Below are 17879 nucleotides of genomic sequence, written 5' to 3'. Positions count from 1 at the left end.
TGCCAGGGTCGGTCGGGAGGGCGACGAGGAGGCGGCATGATCGCGAAGGGGCCGATCGCGGTGGTCGGGCTGTCCTGCCGGGTGCCGGGAGCCGCCGACCCCGGTGCGTTCTGGCGGCTGCTGCGGGACGGCACCGAGGCGATCACCGACGTCCCCGCCGGCCGCTGGGACGCCCGAGCCGTCGCCGGTGCCGATCCGGCCGGCCGCGGTGGCTTCCTCGACGACGTACGGGGCTTCGATCCCGGCTTCTTCGGCATTTCGCCGAGGGCGGCCGTCGCGCTGGACCCGCAGCAGCGGCTCGCGCTCGAACTCGGGTGGGAGGCCCTCGAAGACGCCGGAGTGGTCCCGGCGCGGCTTGCCGGCAGCGACACCGGGGTCTTCCTGGCGACCGGCGGGGACGACTACGCCCTGCTCACCCACCAGGCCGGGCCTTCCGCCATCACCTCGCACACCTTCGCCGGGCTGCGCCGCGGGCTCGCCGCGAACCGCGTCTCGCACTTCCTCGGCCTGCACGGGCCCAGCCTGACCGTCGACACGGCCCAGTCCTCGTCGCTGGTCGCGGTGCACCTCGCGTGCGAAAGCCTCCGGCGCGGCGAGACCGTCGTGGCTCTCGCCGGTGGCGTGCACCTGAACCTGGTGCCGGACGGCGCGGTCGCCTTCGCGGAGTTCGGCGGCCTTTCCCCGGACGGCCGCTGCTACGCCTTCGACGCCCGCGCGAACGGAACGGTGCGGGGCGAGGGCGGCGCCGTCGTCGTCCTCAAGCGGCTCGCCGACGCGGAAGCGGACGGCGACCGGGTCTACGCGCTCGTCCACGGCGGTGCGATGAACCACGGCGGCGCGAGCGAGGCCCTGACCGTGCCGGACGAGGCCGCGCAACGGGCCGTCCTGCGCGCCGCCTACACCCGCGCCGGTGTCCGGCCCGAGGACGTCGGCTACGTCGAACTGCACGGCACCGGGACGCGGCGAGGCGATCCGGTCGAGGCCGCCGCACTGGGGTCGGTCCTCGGTGCCGCGCGGACCGGCGGCCGGCCGCTGCTCGTCGGTTCCGTCAAGACGAACATCGGCCACCTCGACGCCGCCGCGGGCGTCGCCGGGCTGGTCAAGACGGTGCTCGCGCTGCACCACGGCGAAGTGCCCGCCAGCCTCAACCACGTGGCTCCGCCACCGGAAATCCCCTTGGCCGAGCTGAACCTCGCGGTCAACGGCCGCCACACGCCGTGGCCGGACAGCGGCCGGTTCGCCGGGGTGAGCTCGTTCGGCATGGGCGGGACGAACTGCCACCTGGTGCTGTCCCGCCCCGCGCCGGCCGGCGGCTCGCCGGTGGCCGCGCCGCCGGTACTGGCCTGGACCGTGTCCGCCCGGACCCGCGACGCCGTCCGCGGGCAAGCCGGGCGGCTCGCCGAATTCGTGGCGGCCGAGCCCGGCCGCACGCCGGCCGAGATCGCCGGTGCGCTCGCCGCGGGCCGGACCGCCTTTCCCGAACGGGCCGTCGTCGTCGGCACCGGCGACGGCGAACTCCGGGCCGGGCTGGCCGCGCTCGCGGCGGGCGCCGACGCGGGGAACGTCCTGCGCGGCACGGCGACAGGCGGGACCACCGCGTTCCTCTTCGCCGGCCAGGGCAGCCAGCGCCCCGGCATGGGACGCGAGCTGTACTCGGCGTTCCCGGTCTACGCCGCTGCGTTCGACGAGGTCTGCGCCGCGTTCGACCCGCTGCTGGGCACCTCGCTGAAGGACGTCGTCTTCGCCGGGGGCGCGTTCCTGGACGAGACGCGGTTCACCCAGCCCGCCGTGTTCGCCGTCGAGGTCGCGCTGGTCCGGCTGCTCGCGCACTGGGGCCTGCGCCCGGACCTGCTCGCCGGGCACTCGGCGGGTGAGCTCGTCGCCGCGCACGTGGCCGGGGTGCTGTCCCTGCCGGACGCGGCCACCCTCGTGGCGGAACGCGCCCGGCTCATGCAGACGGTCGCCGTCGGCGGGGCGATGGCCGCCATCGAGGCGGGTGAAGACGAGGTACTCGGCGAGGGCCTCGGAGAGGGCGCCTGCGTCTCCGCCGTCAACGGCCCGCGGGCCACGGTGGTTTCCGGGGCGGAGGAAGCCGTTCTCGCGGTGGCCGCCCGGTGGCGCGAGCGCGGCCGCCGCGTGAAACGGCTCCCGATCGGCGTGGCCGGGCACTCCGCGCTGCTCGACCCGATCCTCGGCGAGTTCGCCCGCACGGCCGGGCGGCTGGCCTACGGCGAGCCCGGGATCCCGGTCGTCACCAACCTCACCGGCAGGCTCGCGGCGGAGGGCGAACTGTGCGAGCCCGGCTACTGGGTGCGCCAGGTCCGTGAGCCCGTCCGGTTCGGCGACGCCGTCCGGACGCTGCACGAGCTCGGCGCCACCCGGTTCGTCGAGGTGAGCCCGGACCGGGTGCTGGCCGCGCTGGTGCGCGGCGCCCTGCCGGACGCGGCGGTGTCGGTCACGGCGGTGCTGCGCGCCGGCCGGCCCGAGCCGCGCACCCTGGTTTCCGGGGTGGCCCAGGCCTTCGCCGACGGCGCGCCGGTCGACTGGCCCGCGGTGTTCGGCGACCCGGCGCCGGCCAGGGCGATCGGACTGCCCGGCTACGCCTTCCAGCGCAAGCCGTACTGGCTCGGCACCACCTTGTCCACTATGGACGAACAACCGGAAGTGCCCGCCGCCGGCGGGGACCCGCTCGACGTCGTCCGGTCCGCCACCGCGGTCGTGCTCGGGTACCCCGGCGCCGACGACGTCGATCCGCGCCGGACCTTCCGCGACCTCGGCTTCGACTCCCTGGCCGCGGTCGAGCTGCGTGACCGGCTCACCGCGGCGACCGGCGTCGAGCTCCCGCCGACGCTGACGTTCAACCACCCCACCCCGCTGGCGCTCGCCGAGCACCTGCGTGGTGGGCAGCGCGCACCCGCCGCCCCGGTGGCCGTCGCCGGACCCGGCGAGCCGATCGCGATCGTCGGCATGGGCTGCCGGTTCCCCGGTGGGGCCGGCTCGCCCGAAGACCTGTGGCGGCTGGTCGCGGACGGCGTCGACGCGATCACCGGCTTTCCCGGCGACCGCGGCTGGGACCTCGGCGCGGCGGGCGCGGAGATCCCGCGCCGCGGTGGCTTTCTGCCCGATGCCGCGCTGTTCGACCCGGAGTTCTTCGGCATCAGCCCGCGCGAGGCGCTCGCCATGGACCCGCAGCAGCGGTTGCTGCTCGAGACGGCGTGGGAAGCGCTGGAACGTGCCGGCCTCGACCCGGCGGCGCTGCGCGGCACCCCGGCGGGCGTGTTCGTCGGCGCGACGGCGAGCGACTACGGCCCCCGGCTGCACGAAGCCGGCCACGGCGCGGAGGGACACGTGCTCACCGGCAGTTCGGCGAGCCTGCTGTCCGGCCGGATCGCCTACACGCTCGGGTTCGAGGGCCCGGCCGTGACCGTCGACACGGCGTGCTCGTCGTCGCTGGTCGCGCTGCACCTGGCCGCGCGGGCCCTGCGGCAGGGCGAGTGCACGCTCGCCCTCGCCGGCGGGGTCACGGTGCTGGCGACGCCGGGGATCTTCCTCGAGTTCGGCAGGCAGGGCGGGCTGGCCGCGGACGGCCGCTGCAAGGCGTTCGGCGCGGGCGCCGACGGCACGGCCTGGGCCGAAGGCGCCGGGCTCGTCCTGCTGGAGCGGCTTTCGGACGCGCGTCGCCACGGCCATCCCGTGCTCGCGCTGGTCGCCGGGTCGGCGATCAACTCCGACGGCGCCAGCAACGGCCTGACCGCACCGAGCGGCCCCGCCCAGGAGCGCGTGATCCGCGCCGCGCTGGCCGACGCGAGACTGTCCACATCGGACGTCGACGTGGTCGAGGCCCACGGCACGGGGACGGCGCTCGGCGACCCGATCGAGGCCGGCGCCCTGCTCGCGACGTACGGCCGCGACCGGGAAACGCCGCTGTGGCTGGGTTCGCTGAAGTCCAACATCGGCCACGCGCAGGCCGCCGCCGGCATCGGCGGCGTGGTGAAGATGGTGCAGGCGATGCACCACGGGGTCCTGCCGGCGACCCTGCACGCGGAGGAACCGTCCCCGCACGTCGACTGGTCGGCCGGCCGGGTCCGGCTGCTCACCTCGGCGAGGGAGTGGCCGGAGGCCGGCCGTCCCCGCCGGGCGGCGGTGTCGTCGTTCGGGATCAGCGGCACGAACGCCCACGTGGTCCTGGAACAGGCTCCGGCCGAACCGGAAACCGCGGCCGATCCGGCGCCCGAATCCCCGTTGCCCTATGTTCTTTCCGCCCGTGACACCGCCGCGCTCCGAGCTCAGGCCCGGCGGCTGCGTGACCACCTCACCGACCACCCGGACGAGGCCCCGGCGGACGTCGCCTACTCCCTGGCCACCACCCGCAGCCGTTTCGACGAGCGGGCCGCGTTCGTCGCCACCGGACGGTCCGGCCTCCTCGATGCCCTCGACTCCATCGGTGGCGGTACCACCGGCGTCGTGCGCGCCACGACCGGCGGGACCGTCTTCGTCTTCCCCGGCCAGGGCTCGCAGTGGGCCGGGATGGCGGCCGGACTCCTCGGCACCTCACCGGAGTTCACGGCCCGGTTCGCCGAGTGCGAGCGGGCGCTGGCAGAGCACCTCGACTGGTCTCCCGCCGACGTCCTGCGCGAGCGGCCCGAGGCACCCGCGCTGGACCGTGACGACGTGGTCCAGCCGGTGCTGTTCGCGGTGATGGTGTCGCTGGCCGCGCTCTGGCGCGCCCACGGTGTCGAGCCCGACGCGGTGATCGGCCACTCGCAGGGCGAGATCGCCGCCGCCTGCGTCGCCGGTGCGCTGTCGCTCGCGGACGCCGCCCGGGTCGTCGCCCTGCGCGCCCGGCTGCTGAGCGAGCTGGCCGGGCTCTCCGGGATGGTTTCGGTTCCGCTGCCCGAGGCCGAGGTCACCGAGCTGCTGACCGGCTGGGGTGACCGCGTCTCGGTCGCCGCTGTCAACGGGCCGCGCTCGGTCGCGGTGTCCGGCGACCCGGACGCGTTGCGGGAACTCGTCGCCGCGTGCGCGCTGCGCGACGTGCGGGCCCGAGAGATCCCGATCGACTACGCGTCTCACTCCCGGCACGTCGAACGGCTCCGCGACCGGCTCCTGGCCGCGCTCGCGCCGATCACGCCGCGGCCGCCGGACATCCCGTTCTTCTCGACCGTCACCGGGGAACCGCACGCCGTCCTCGACGCCGCCTACTGGTACCGCAACCTGCGGGAGCCGGTGCGCTTCGAAGCCGGGGTGCGGCGGCTGCTGGCCGCCGGGCACCGCGTGTTCGCCGAGGTCGGCCCGCACCCCGTGCTCGCGCTCGGGATGCGGGAGACGTTCGACGACGCGGGCGTGGCCGCGGCGGCCGTCGGGACGCTGCGGCGCGGCGACGGCGGCCGGGACCGCTTCCTCCGGTCCCTGGCCGAGGCCCACGCCTGCGGCGCCGCCGTGCGCTGGGACGCCGTCTTCGCCGGGACCGGCGCCCGGCGCACCGGCCTGCCGACGTACCCGTTCCGGCGACGGCGGTTCTGGTGGCGCCCGCCGGCCGAGGCGCGCACCGGCAGCGATCCCGCCGCCGGCCTGCGCTACGCGATCGCGTGGTGGCCGGCGACGGCCGAAGGCACCGCGCGGCTGTCCGGGACGTGGCTCGTCGCCGGCGGCCGCCGGTCGCCGTGGCGTCCGCTGATCGCCGCGGCACTGGCGGAGGCGGGCGCCGACGTCCGCGACGAGGACTTCACCGGGGAACCCGCCGGTGTGGTTTCCCTGCACGCCCTCGACGAAGAAGGCGCGCTCACCGGGACGCTTTCGCTGCTGCGGCGGTTCGGCTGTCCGATGTGGAGTGTCACGTGCGGAGCGGTCGGCACCGGCGAAGGTGACCCGGTCCGCGCGCCCCGGCAGGCCGCCGTCTGGGGTCTCGGCCAGGTGGCCGCGCTGGAGCAGCCCCGCCGCTGGGGCGGGCTCGCCGACCTGCCCGAGCAGCCGGACGCGGAATCCGCGCGGCGGCTGGCCGGACTGCTGACCGGGACCGAGGACCAGGTGGCCGTCCGGCCGTCCGGCGTCTTCGCCCGGCGCCTGGTGCGCCCGGTCCCGCCGGCCCGGGCGGCCTGGCGGCCGCGGGGGACCGTCCTGGTCACCGGCGGGACCGGCGCGCTCGGCCGCCGGGTCGCGCGCTGGCTCGCCGGAAACGGAGCCGCGCACGTCGTGCTCGCCGGCCGGAGCGGCCCGGCGGCGCCGGAAGCCGTGGCCATCACCGAAGAACTGGGTGCGGACCGGGTCACCGTCGCCGCCTGCGACGTCACCGACGAGAGCGCGGTGGCCGGCCTGGTCGCGTCGGTCCCCGGCGAGCTGACGGCCGTGGTGCACGCCGCCGGGACGAGCCGGTTCGGGCGGCTGGCCGACATCGGCCCGGAGCACCTGGCGGAGGTGCTCGGCGCGAAAGTGCTGGGAGCCGAGGTCCTCGACCGCGTGCTCGGCGACCGGCCGCTGGACGCGTTCGTGCTGTTCTCCTCGGCCGCCGGCGTCTGGGGCGGTGCCGAGCAGGGCGCGTACTCGGCCGCGAACGCCTGCCTCGACGCCCTCGCCCACCGGCGCCGTGCGCTCGGCCGGGCCGCGACGGCGGTGGCGTGGGGCCCCTGGTCCGGCGGCGGCATGGTCACGCGTGAGTTCGAGACGGCCCTGCGTGCCCGCGGGTTCACCCCGATCGATCCGGGTGTCGCACTCGACGCGCTCGCGACGGCCGTCGGCGGCGGCGAGACCGCCACGGTCGTGGCCGACGTCGACTGGCCCCGCTTCGCCGCGCTCTACACGATGGCGCGGCCGAGCCCGCTGCTCGGCGAGCTCGCCGAAACCCGCCGTCCGGCGGAGCCGCGGCAGCCGGCTTCCGCGCTCGGGCAGCGCCTTCGCGAGTTGCCGGAGGCCGGGCAGCACGACCTGCTGCGGACGCTGGTCCGCACCCAGCTCGCGGCCGTTCTCGGGCACGACGGGCCGTCGGCGGTGGCCGCGGACCGGCCGTTCTCCGCGCTCGGGCTGGACTCGCTCACGGCGGTCGAGCTGCGCGACCGGCTGGCGGCCGCGACGGAGCTCGCGCTGCCGGTCACGATCGTCTTCGACCACCCGACCGCGACCGCGCTGGCCACGCAACTGCGTGACACCGCCCTCGGCACGCCCGTGGCCGAAGCCGCCGCGCCGGCCGCCCCCGCGGACGAGCCGCTGGCCATCGTGGGCATGAGCTGCCGGCTGCCCGGCGGCATCGAAGATCCCGAGGACCTGTGGCGGTTGCTGGCCGAGGGCGGCGACGCCGTCGGCGGGCTCCCGGCCGACCGGGGCTGGGACCTCGGCGCGCTGTACGACCCGGATCCGGACCGGCCGGGCACCAGTTACGTCCGCGGCGGCGGCTACCTGAGCGGGATCGACCGGTTCGACGCCGACCTGTTCGGCATCGCGCCGCGCGAAGCGCTGGTGATGGACCCGCAGCAGCGGCTGCTGCTCGAAGCCACCTGGACGGCGCTGGAGCACGCGGGCATCGCGCCGGACTCGCTGTCCGGCAGCGGCACCGCGGTGTTCGCGGGCATCCAGGTGCCCGACTACTGGACGCCGGACCGGATCCCCGGCGCCCTCGAGGCCTACCAGGTCACGGCGGGCGCGCCGAGCGTGGCGGCGGGCCGGATCGCCTACACCTTCGGGCTGGAAGGCCCGGCGATGACCGTGGACACCGCGTGTTCGTCGTCGCTGGTCGCGCTGCACCTGGCGGCGCGCTCGCTGCGCGCGGGCGAGTGCTCTCTGGCGATCGCGGGCGGCGCGACGGTGATGACCACCCCGGCGGCTTTGCGCAGCCTCAGCCGGCAGCGGGCACTGTCCCCGGACGGCCGGTGCAGGGCGTTCTCGGACGACGCCGACGGGTTCGGCGCCGCCGAAGGGGTCGCGGCACTGGTCGTGGAGCGCCTCTCGGACGCGCGGCGGAACGGGCACCGCGTGCTGGCCGTGCTGCGCGGTTCGGCGGTCAACTCCGACGGCGCCAGCAACGGGCTCACCGCCCCGAACGGCCTGGCCCAGCAGCGCGTCATCCGCGCGGCCCTCGCGGACGCCGGACTGTCCGCTTCGGACGTCGACGCCGTCGAAGCGCACGGCACCGGCACCCGGCTGGGCGACCCGGTGGAAGCGCAGGCGCTGCAGGAGACCTACGGCCGTGACCGCCCTGCCGACCGGCCGGTCCTGGTGGGGTCGGTCAAGTCGAACCTCGGTCACACCCAGGCCGTTTCCGGTCTCGCCGGCGTGATCAAGACGGTCCTCGCGCTGCGCAACGGGGAGCTTCCGCGCACGCTGCACGCCGACCGGCCGTCGTCCCACGTGGACTGGACGCGCGGCGCGCTGACCCTGCTGACCGAGCCGGCGCCGTGGCCGGCCACCGGGCGGCCGCGCCGGGCGGGGGTCTCGTCCTTCGGCATCTCCGGCACCAACGCGCACGTGGTCCTCGAGCAGGCACCGGCCGACCCGGAGCCGGCCGCGGGCGGCCCGGCAGGCGTGGTGCCGTGGGTGCTGACCGGGGCGACCCCGGAGGCCGTCCACGACATGGCGGACCGGGTGCGGTCGTTCGTCGCCGGGAGGCCGGAGCTGACGGTCCGGGACGTGGCCCGGACGCTGGCCGCGCGGTCCGCGCACGCACACCGGGCCGTCGTCGTCGGCGAAGGCCGCGAAGAACTGCTGGCCGCGCTCGCCGGCGTCCGGCCCGAGCGGGGGACCGGCGGGAAGCTGGCGTTCCTGTTCACCGGCCAGGGCAGCCAGCACGCCGGGATGGGCCACGGGCTGCGTGCGCAGTTCCCGGTGTACGCCAGTGCTTTCGACGCCGCCTGCGCGGCGGCGCGCCTCGACCCGGCGGTCGTGGCCGACGGCGACGCGCTCGCCCACACGGAGTTCGCGCAGCCCGCCCTGTTCGCGCTGCAGGTCGCGCTGTACCGCCTCGCCGAGTCGTGGGGGCTGCGCCCGGACGTCCTCATCGGACACTCCGTCGGGGAGATCGCGGCGGCGCACGTCGCCGGCGTGCTGTCACTCGCGGACGCGGGAACGCTGGTCGCGGCGCGCGGCCGGCTGATGCAGGACCTGCCCGCCGGCGGCGCGATGATCGCGGTCGAGGCGAGCGAAGACGAAGTCCGTGCCGCGCTGACCGGCGAGGCCGCGATCGCGGCGGTCAACGGCCCGGCCGCCGTCGTGCTCTCGGGGGCCGCGGACGCCGTCGAGGCCGTCGCCGCGGAGTTCGCCGCACGGGGCCGCCGGACGAAACGCCTGCCCGGCGGGCACGCGTTCCATTCGCCGCTGATGGCCCCGATGGTCGACCGGTTCCGCGAAGTCCTGGCCGGGCTGGAATTCGCCGAGCCCGCCGTCCCGCTGTGGCCGGCCGCGGCCGGCGATCCGGCGACGGCGGAGTACTGGGCCGGCCACGTGCTCGGCACCGTGCGGTTCGCCGACGCGGTCGCGCGGCTCGGCGCCGACGGCGTCACCACGTGCCTGGAGATCGGGCCCGACCGGGTGCTGTCCGCGCTCGGCCCGGCGATCGACCCCGCCATCGAATTCGTCCCGGCGCAGCGCGCCGACCGCCCCGGCGCGCGCACGGCCGTCGAGGCCGCCGGCCGCCTGCACGTGCTCGGCCACGACGTCGCACCGGCGAGCCTGTGCACCGGCGGCCGGCTCGCCGACCTGCCCCCCTACCCGTTCCGGCACCGCAGCTTCTGGCTGGCCCCCGGCCAGGCGCCGGACCGGTCCGGGCACCCACTGGCCGGAACGCCCGTCCGGCTGGCGGACGACGGGGGCGTGCTGGTCATCGGCACGCTCTCCGCGACCGCGCCCGGCTGGCTGGGCGACCACACGATCGGCGGGACGACGCTGGTGCCCGGCACCGCCCTCCTCGAGCTGGCGCTGCAGGCTGCCGCCGCGGCGGGCTGCGCGACCGTCGGGGAACTCACCCTGGAGAACCCGCTCGTCCTGCCGGACCACGGATCGGTGTCGGTCCAGATCCGGGCCGGGGCGGCCGACGAGGACGGCCACCGGCCGCTGACCGTCCACTCCGGACGGAACGGCGAGTGGACCCGGCACGCCACCGGGCTCGCCGGTCCCGGTGCGCCCGCGGATTCCGGCCTGCCGCTTCCCGCCGACGCGGAACCCCTTGCCGTCGAGAGGCTCTACGAGCAGCTGGCCGACGCGGGATACGGCTACGGACCGGCCTTCCGCGGCCTCACCGCCGCCTGGCGCCACGGCGAAGACGTCTACGCCGAGGCGGTCCTGCCCGAGGAACTCCGCGACGAAGCCGGGAACTGCACGCTGCACCCGGCGTTGCTGGACGCCGCGCTGCACGCGCTCGGGGTCACCGGCAGGCTCGACGGCGGCACCCCGGTACCGTTCGCCTGGCGCGGGGTTTCCGTCACCGCACCGGGACCGTCGGCCATCCGCGTCCGCCTCACCCCGGCTGCCGGGGACGCCGTGTCGCTGCACGTTGCGGACGCCGAGGGCCGTCCGGTGGCCACGGTGGATTCGCTCGTCCTGCGTCCGGCCGCTCCGGCGCCGCGCGACGGCCTCCTCGAACCGGACTGGGTCCGCGTCACCGCCCCGGAAGTCACCGGGCCGGACGTCGTGCCGGTCGGCGACCTCGCGGAACTGACCGGCGAGCCGGTGCCGGCGGCCGTGGTCGTCCCGGCCGGGGACCCGGCCCGCGCCCTCGCCTTGTGCCGGGCTTGGGCGGCCGACGACCGGTTCGCCAGCGCGCGGCTGGTCCTGCGCACCCGGAACGCGGGCACCGACCCGGACCAGGCCGCCGTCTGGGGGCTCGTGCGGTCGGCGCAGACCGAGCACCCCGGCCGGTTCGTGCTGCTGGACGCCGGTACCGAAGACACCGCCGGGCTCGCCGCCGCGATCGCCACCGGCGAACCCGAGGTGGCCGTCCGGTCCGGGGAAGTGCTGGTGCCGCGCCTGAAGCGGGCGAGCACCGGCGACGACCTGACCTTGCCGGACGAACCGTGGCGGCTTGCCGTCGTCCACAAGGGACGACTCGACGGGCTCGCCCCGATCGCGCACCCGGCCGAGCCGCCGGCCCCCGGTCAGGTCCGGGTCGCCGTGCGGGCCGCGGGACTCAACTTCCGCGACGTGCTCAACGCGCTCGGGCTCTACCCGGGTGAGGCCCCGCCGTTGGGCATCGAAGGCGCGGGTGTCGTCACCGAGACCGGTCCGGGGGTCACCGGGTTCGTGCCGGGCGACCGGGTGCTGGGCCTGTTCGACCACGCCTTCGGCCCGCTCGCCGTCACCGACCGCCGAAACCTGGTGCCCGTGCCGGCGGACTGGACGTTCGCCGAGGCGGCGGCCGTGCCCGTCGTGTTCCTCACGGCCTGGTACGGGCTGCGCGACCTGGCCGGCCTGCGGGCCGGGGAGAAGGTGCTCGTGCACGCCGGGGCCGGCGGGGTCGGGATGGCGGCGATCCAGCTGGCGCGTCACCTCGGCGCCGACGTCTACGCCACCGCGAGCCCGGCCAAGCACGACGTCCTGCGCGGACTCGGCCTGCCGGACACGCACATCGCCTCGTCACGGACCCTGGACTTCGCGACGGCGTTCGCGGGCACCGGGTTCGACGTCGTGCTGAACTCGCTCGCCGGCGAGTTCGTCGACGCGTCGCTGGGCCTGCTGGGCGACGGCGGCCGGTTCGTCGAGCTGGGCAAGACGGACGTCCGCCCGGCCGCGGAGATCCCGGCCGGGGTGACCTACCGGACGTTCGACCTCACCGAGCCCGGCGCCGAGCGGATCCAGGAGATGCTCCGCGCCCTGGTGGACCTGTTCGCCGCCGGCGCGCTCCTGCCGCTGCCGCTGTCCACGTGGGACATCCGGCGGGCGGTCGAGGCGTTCCGGTTCGTCAGCCAGGCCAAGCACGTCGGCAAGGTCGTGCTGACCGTGCCGGCCGGGGCGGCGCCGGACGGCACGGTGCTGGTCACCGGCGGCACCGGCGCACTCGGCAGCCTGGTCGCCCGGCACCTCGCCGGGCAGGGTGCGCGGCACCTGCTGCTGGCCGGACGGCGTGGCCCGGCCGCCCCCGGTGTGCGCGAACTGACCGCGGAGCTGGCCGGGCTCGGCGCGTCGGTGACCGTCGCCGCGTGCGACGTCGCCGACCGCGGCCAGCTCGCCGCCCTCCTGGCGGGGATCCCCGCCGAGCACCCGCTGACGGCGGTCGTCCACGCCGCGGGCGTGCTCGACGACGGCCTGGTGGCTGCGATGACGCCCGAGCGGCTGGAGCGCGTGCTGCGGCCCAAGGTCGCCGCCGCGCAGCACCTCGACGAGCTGACCCGCGGCGGCGACCTCGCCGAGTTCGTGCTGTTCTCCTCGGCGTCGGCGTTCTTCGGCGGCGCCGGCCAGTGCAACTACACCGCCGCCAACGCGGCCCTCGACGCCATCGCGGCCCGCCGCCGCGCGGCCGGGCTGCCCGCCGTGTCGATCGCTTGGGGCGCGTGGGCGCACGAAGGCAGCATGACCGGGCGGCTCGGCGCGGCCGACCACGCCCGGCTGGCCAGGGCCGGCCTGGCGACGCTGGCCGCCGAGCGCGGGCTCGCCCTGTTCGACGCGGCCCGCCGGCTCGGCCGGCCGCTCGTCGTGGCGGCGGAACTGGACATCGCGGCCCTGCGCCGCGGCGGCGAGAGCGTCCCGCCGTCGCTGCGCGGTCTCGCCGGGGCCACCGCGCGGCGGCCGGAGCCCGGGCGCGCCGGGACCGAAGACGTGCTCGACCTGGTCCGCGATCGGGTCGCCGCGGTGCTCGGGCACACCGGGGCCGCGGAGGTGGCACCGGACAGGGCGTTCAAGGATCTCGGGTTCGACTCGCTGAGCTCGGTCGAACTCCGCAACGTGCTTTCGGCGGCGACCGGGCTGCGGCTGCCCGCGACCGTCGTGTTCGACCAGCCGACCCCGGAGGCCCTCGCGGCCTACCTGCGGGCCGAGCTGTCCGGTGCGGCGGCCGCGCCCGTGGCGACCGCGGTCGCCGAGGCCGGTGACGACCCGGTCGCGATCATCGCGATGAGCTGCCGGCTGCCCGGCGGCGTCCGGTCGCCCGAAGACCTGTGGCGGCTGGTGCGCGACGGCGCCGACGCGGTCACCGGGCCGCCGGCCAACCGCGGCTGGGACCTCGACGCGCTCTACGACCCGGACCCCGAGCGCCCCGGCACCACCTACGCGCGGGCGGGCGGCTTCCTGCACGACGCGGACGAGTTCGACCCGGAGTTCTTCGGGATCAGCCCGCGCGAGGCACTGGCCATGGACCCGCAGCAGCGGTTGCTCCTGGAGACCGCGTGGGAGGTCTTCGAAGCGGCGGGCGTCGACCCGGGTTCCGTGCGGGGGCAACGGCTCGGCGTCTTCGTCGGCGGCGCGTCGCTCGGCTACGGCACCGACTCGCGCGAGTTCCCCGGGGAGCTGGAGGGCTACCGGCTGACCGGCAGCACGACCAGCGTCCTGTCCGGCCGGATCGCCTACACCTTCGGCCTGGAGGGGCCGGCCCTCACCGTGGACACGGCGTGTTCGTCGTCGCTGGTGGCGCTGCACCTGGCGGTGCAGGCGATCCGCCGCGGAGAGTGCTCGATGGCGCTGTCCGGCGGGGCGGCGATCATGGCGAACACGGACCTGTTCGTCGAGCTGAGCCGCCAGCGCGGACTGGCGCCGGACGGGCGGTGCAAGCCGTTCGCGGCGGCCGCCGACGGCACGGCGTGGGGCGAAGGCGTCGGGATGCTGCTGCTGGAACGGCTGTCCGACGCACGGCGTCGCGGGCACGAGGTACTGGCGGTGATCCGCGGCTCGGCGGTCAACTCCGACGGGGCGAGCAACGGCCTGACCGCACCCAACGGGCCGTCGCAGCAACGGGTGATCCGCGCCGCGCTGGCCGACGCCGGACTGTCTCCGTCGGACGTCGACGCGGTCGAGGCCCACGGCACCGGCACCCGGCTCGGCGACCCGATCGAGGCACAGGCCCTGCTGGCGACGTACGGCCGTGACCGGACGGCGGACCACCCCCTGTGGCTCGGTTCGCTCAAGTCCAACATCGGCCACGCCCAGTCGGCGGCGGGGGTCGCCGCCGTGATCAAGATGGTGCTGGCACTGCGGCACGGCGAACTGCCGCGCACGATCAACCTCGGTGAGCCGACCCCGCACGTCGACTGGTCGCCCGGCACGGTCCGGCTGCTGACCGAGCACCTCGCCTGGCCGGAGACGGGCCGGGCGCCGCGGGCGGCCGTCTCCTCGTTCGGCATCAGCGGGACGAACGCGCACCTGATCCTGGAGCAGGCGGCCGAGGCGCCGGCCGCGGAGCCCACCGGCCCCGCGGCGGAGCCGATGCCACTGGTGCTCTCGGCCCGGTCCGAAGAGGCGTTGCGGGCCCGTGCGGAGCAGGTCGCCACCGTCCTGGAAGCCGAAGACCTCGCGGACGTGGCGCACAGCCTGGCCGCGCTGCCGCGGTTCGAGCACCGGGCCGTCGTCGTCGCCGCGCCGGCCCTGCCGGCGCTGGCCGAGGGCCGCCGCGATCCCGCCGTGGTGCGCGGGACCGCCGGGACCCCGGGCCGGACCGTCTTCGTGTTCCCCGGGCAGGGCGGCCAGTGGGCAGGCATGGGCGTCGAGCTGCTCGACAGCTCGCCCGTCTTCGCGCGGCGGATGCGGGAATGCGACGCGGCGCTGGCGGAGTTCACCGGCTGGTCCGTGCTCGACGTCCTGCGCGGCGCACCGGGCGCGCCCTCGCTCGACGACGTCGAGGTCGTCCAGCCCGCGCTGTTCGCCGTCATGGTTTCCCTGGCCGAGCTGTGGGCGGCCGCCGGCGTGCGGCCGGATGCGGTGGTCGGCCACAGCCAGGGCGAGATCGCCGCGGCCTGCGTCGCCGGCGCACTGTCGGTTTCGGACGCCGCCCGCGTGATCGCCTCGCGCAGCGCCATTTCCCGGGTGCTCGTCGGGCGCGGCAGCATGGCGCCGGTCGCGCTCGGCGAAGAAGCCGCGGCCGAGCTCGTCGCCGGCTGGGGTGACCGGCTTTCGATCGCGGCGGTGAACGGGCCGAACTCGGTCGCCGTCGCCGGTGACCTCGGCGCGCTGCACGAACTGGTCGCCCGCTGCGAGGCGCAGGGCGTGCGGGCCCGGCTGATCCCGGCCGCGTTCGCGTCGCACTCCCCGGCGGTGGAACCGCTCCGTGACGAGCTGCTCGCCGCGTTCGCCCCGGTCCGTCCTCGAACCGGCGAGGTGGCGTTCTACTCGACGGTCACCGGGGGCGTGCTCGACGGGAACGAGCTGGACGCCGGGTACTGGTACCGCAACCTGCGGCAGCCCGTGCGGTTCGACCGGGCGGTCCGGGCGCTGGCCGAGCAAAAGCACACGACGTTCGTCGAGATCGGCCCGCACCCGGTGCTGCCGGCGGCGATCCGGGAACTGCTCGACGAGCCCGGCGCCCCGGCCCCGGTCGTGACCGGCACGCTCCGCCGCGGCGAAGGCGGGCTCACCCGGTTCGTCACGTCGGCGGCCGAACTGCACGTCCGCGGCGTCGGGGTCGACTGGGCCGGGCTGCGGCCCGGCGGACGGCGGATCCCGCTGCCCGCGTACCCGTTCCAGCGGCAGCGGTTCTGGCTGCGGTCGGGTACGGCCACGGCCGACCTGTCGTCGGCCGGGGTGACCCCCCTCGGGCACCCGCTGCTGGGCGCGATCGTCGCGGTGCCGGGGTCGGAGGCGGTCGTGTTCACCGGCCGGATCGCGGCGTCGGCCCCGGCGTGGCTGGGCGAGCACGCCCTGCGCGGGACGACGCTGCTGCCGGCCACGGCGATGCTGGAACTCGCGTTCCGCGCGGGCGAGCACCTCGGCTGCGACCGCGTCGAGGACCTCGTCCTGGCCGCGCCGGTGGTCCTGCCCGGCCGCGGCGGCCTGCAGCTGCGGCTGGTCGCCGACGAGCCGGACGCGACCGGCCGTCACCCGTTCCGGGTGTTCACCCGGCCGGAGGGCGCGGAAACGGCCTGGACCCAGCACGCCGAGGGCACCCTGACGGCGGCTGGGGACGTCCCGGCGCCGCGCACCGGGCCGTGGCCGCCCGACGGGGCCGAGCCACTGGACTCGGGCGGCCTCCACGACGTGCTCGCCGATGCGGGTGTCCACTACGGACCGGCGTTCCGTGGTGTCGTCAGGGCCTGGCGGCACGGCGCCGACGTGCTCGCGGAGGTCCGCCTGCCCGAGCGCGAGGCGGCCGACGCCGGCCGGTACGGCGTCCACCCGGCACTGCTGGACGCGGCACTGCAGCCGATCGGCCCCGGCGGGCTGGTGTCCGGGCCGGACCTCATGCCGTTCGCGTGGTCCGGGGTGTCGCTGCACGCCGCCGGTGCGGCCGCGGCGCGGGTCCGGCTGCACCGGACGGGTGAGGACGCGCTGGCGGTGGAGCTGACCGATCCGGCCGGGTCGCCGGTGCTGTCGGCCGAGTCCCTGACCCTGCGGCCGGTGTCGGCCGGGCCACCGGGCCAGGCCGCGCTCTTCCGGCTCGGGTGGGTGCCGTTGCCTGTCCTTCCCGGACCGCCGGGGGGTGCACTGCGGATCTGCGACGACCCCGCGGAAGCGCTCGAGTGGGTCCGCACGGCGGGTCCGGGCACGGTGGTCGTGGCGACCCGCGCAGCGGTGGCGGTGTCCGACGCGGAGCTGCCCGACCCGGCTCGGGCCGCGGTGTGGAGCGCGGTCCGCGGCCTCGCGGAGAAGCGAATCGTCCTGGCCGACCTCGACGACTCACCGGACGCGGAGAACCTGGCCAGGGCGGCCGCGGCGCTCGGCGAGCCGGAACTGGCGGTCCGCGGGGGAGCGGTGCACGTCCCGCGGCTGGAGCGGGTGCAGCTGTCGCCGGCGGAGCCGGAACCCTTCACCGGCACGGTCGTGGTGGCCGGAGACGAGATCGAGGCACCCGGCGCGGTTGCCGGTTCCGGTGCTGCGGCGGGCGGGCCTGCTGATGCCGTCCGGTCCGGCGAGGCAAGAGCCGCTGGTGCCGCTGGTGGTGCCGGGTCTGGCGAGGCAGCAGCTGGTGCCGCCGCAGCCGACCTCGGCTCTCCCGGCTGGGTGCGGATCGCGTCCCTGGCCGATCTTCCCTCCCTGCCGGCCCCGGGCGAGCTGATCCTGATCACCGGTCCGGCCGACAGCCCGCTCGCCGAGGCGCTGGCCGCCCACCGGCGAGCGCTGGGACACTCGACCCGGACCCTCACCTGGGGACTTCCCCAGGCACCGCCGCCGGAACACTCGCCGGGTGACCTCGTCGAAGCCGTGCGGCGGGTCGCGGTCACCGGGCTCGTCGCCGCCGTGCTGCCCACCTCGCCGTCCGGCACGGTTCCCGCGGTGCTGCGGAAACTCGTGCGGCCCGCCCGGCGCACCGCGGCCGACCGCACGTGGGCCCAGCGGCTCGGCGCACTGCCCGCGGAAGACCGCCCGGCCGCCGTGCTCGGGCTGGTGCGGGAACAGATCGCCGCCGTGCTCGGGCTGGCGAATCCCGCGCACGTGCGTGACGATCGCGGACTGCTGCAGCTCGGCTTCGACTCGCTGACCGCCGTCGAACTGCGGACCCGGCTCGGGGAGCTGACCGGCCTGCGGCTGCCTGCGACCCTCGTCTTCGACCACCCGACCGCGGCCGACATCGCCGGCCACCTCACCACCCTGCTCGTCCCCGGCACGGGCAGGCAACCGGCGGACACCGAAGAACAGGACTTCCGCGCCGCTCTCTCCGCCCTCGGCTACGCGCGCCTGAAAGAAGCCGGGCTCGTGCGCACCGTCCTCGATCTGGCGTCGGCGCCCGCCGACGACGACCGGATCGACGCGATGGACGTCGCCGACCTGGTCCGGCTCGCCCTCGGCGACCCCGCCGACTCTCCCGACGAAACGTGAGCTGA

The 17879-nt window shown here is 76.6% G+C and carries 1 protein-coding gene; it reads left to right on the top strand.

The window, feature by feature from the left end; translation table 11 throughout:
• The first annotated feature begins 36 nt into the window (after positions 1–36).
• Complete coding sequence (locus ABZX11_RS28840; protein ID WP_354918608.1) at positions 37–17874, top strand: SDR family NAD(P)-dependent oxidoreductase; 17838 nt, start codon at positions 37–39, stop codon at positions 17872–17874.
• Positions 17875–17879 lie beyond the last annotated feature (5 nt).

The organism is Amycolatopsis sp. NPDC004169, assembly GCF_040610315.1.
GTDB lineage: Bacteria > Actinomycetota > Actinomycetes > Mycobacteriales > Pseudonocardiaceae > Amycolatopsis.
The sequence above is the reverse complement of the archived record's forward strand: the minus strand, read 5'-3'. Positions and strand labels throughout refer to the sequence as shown.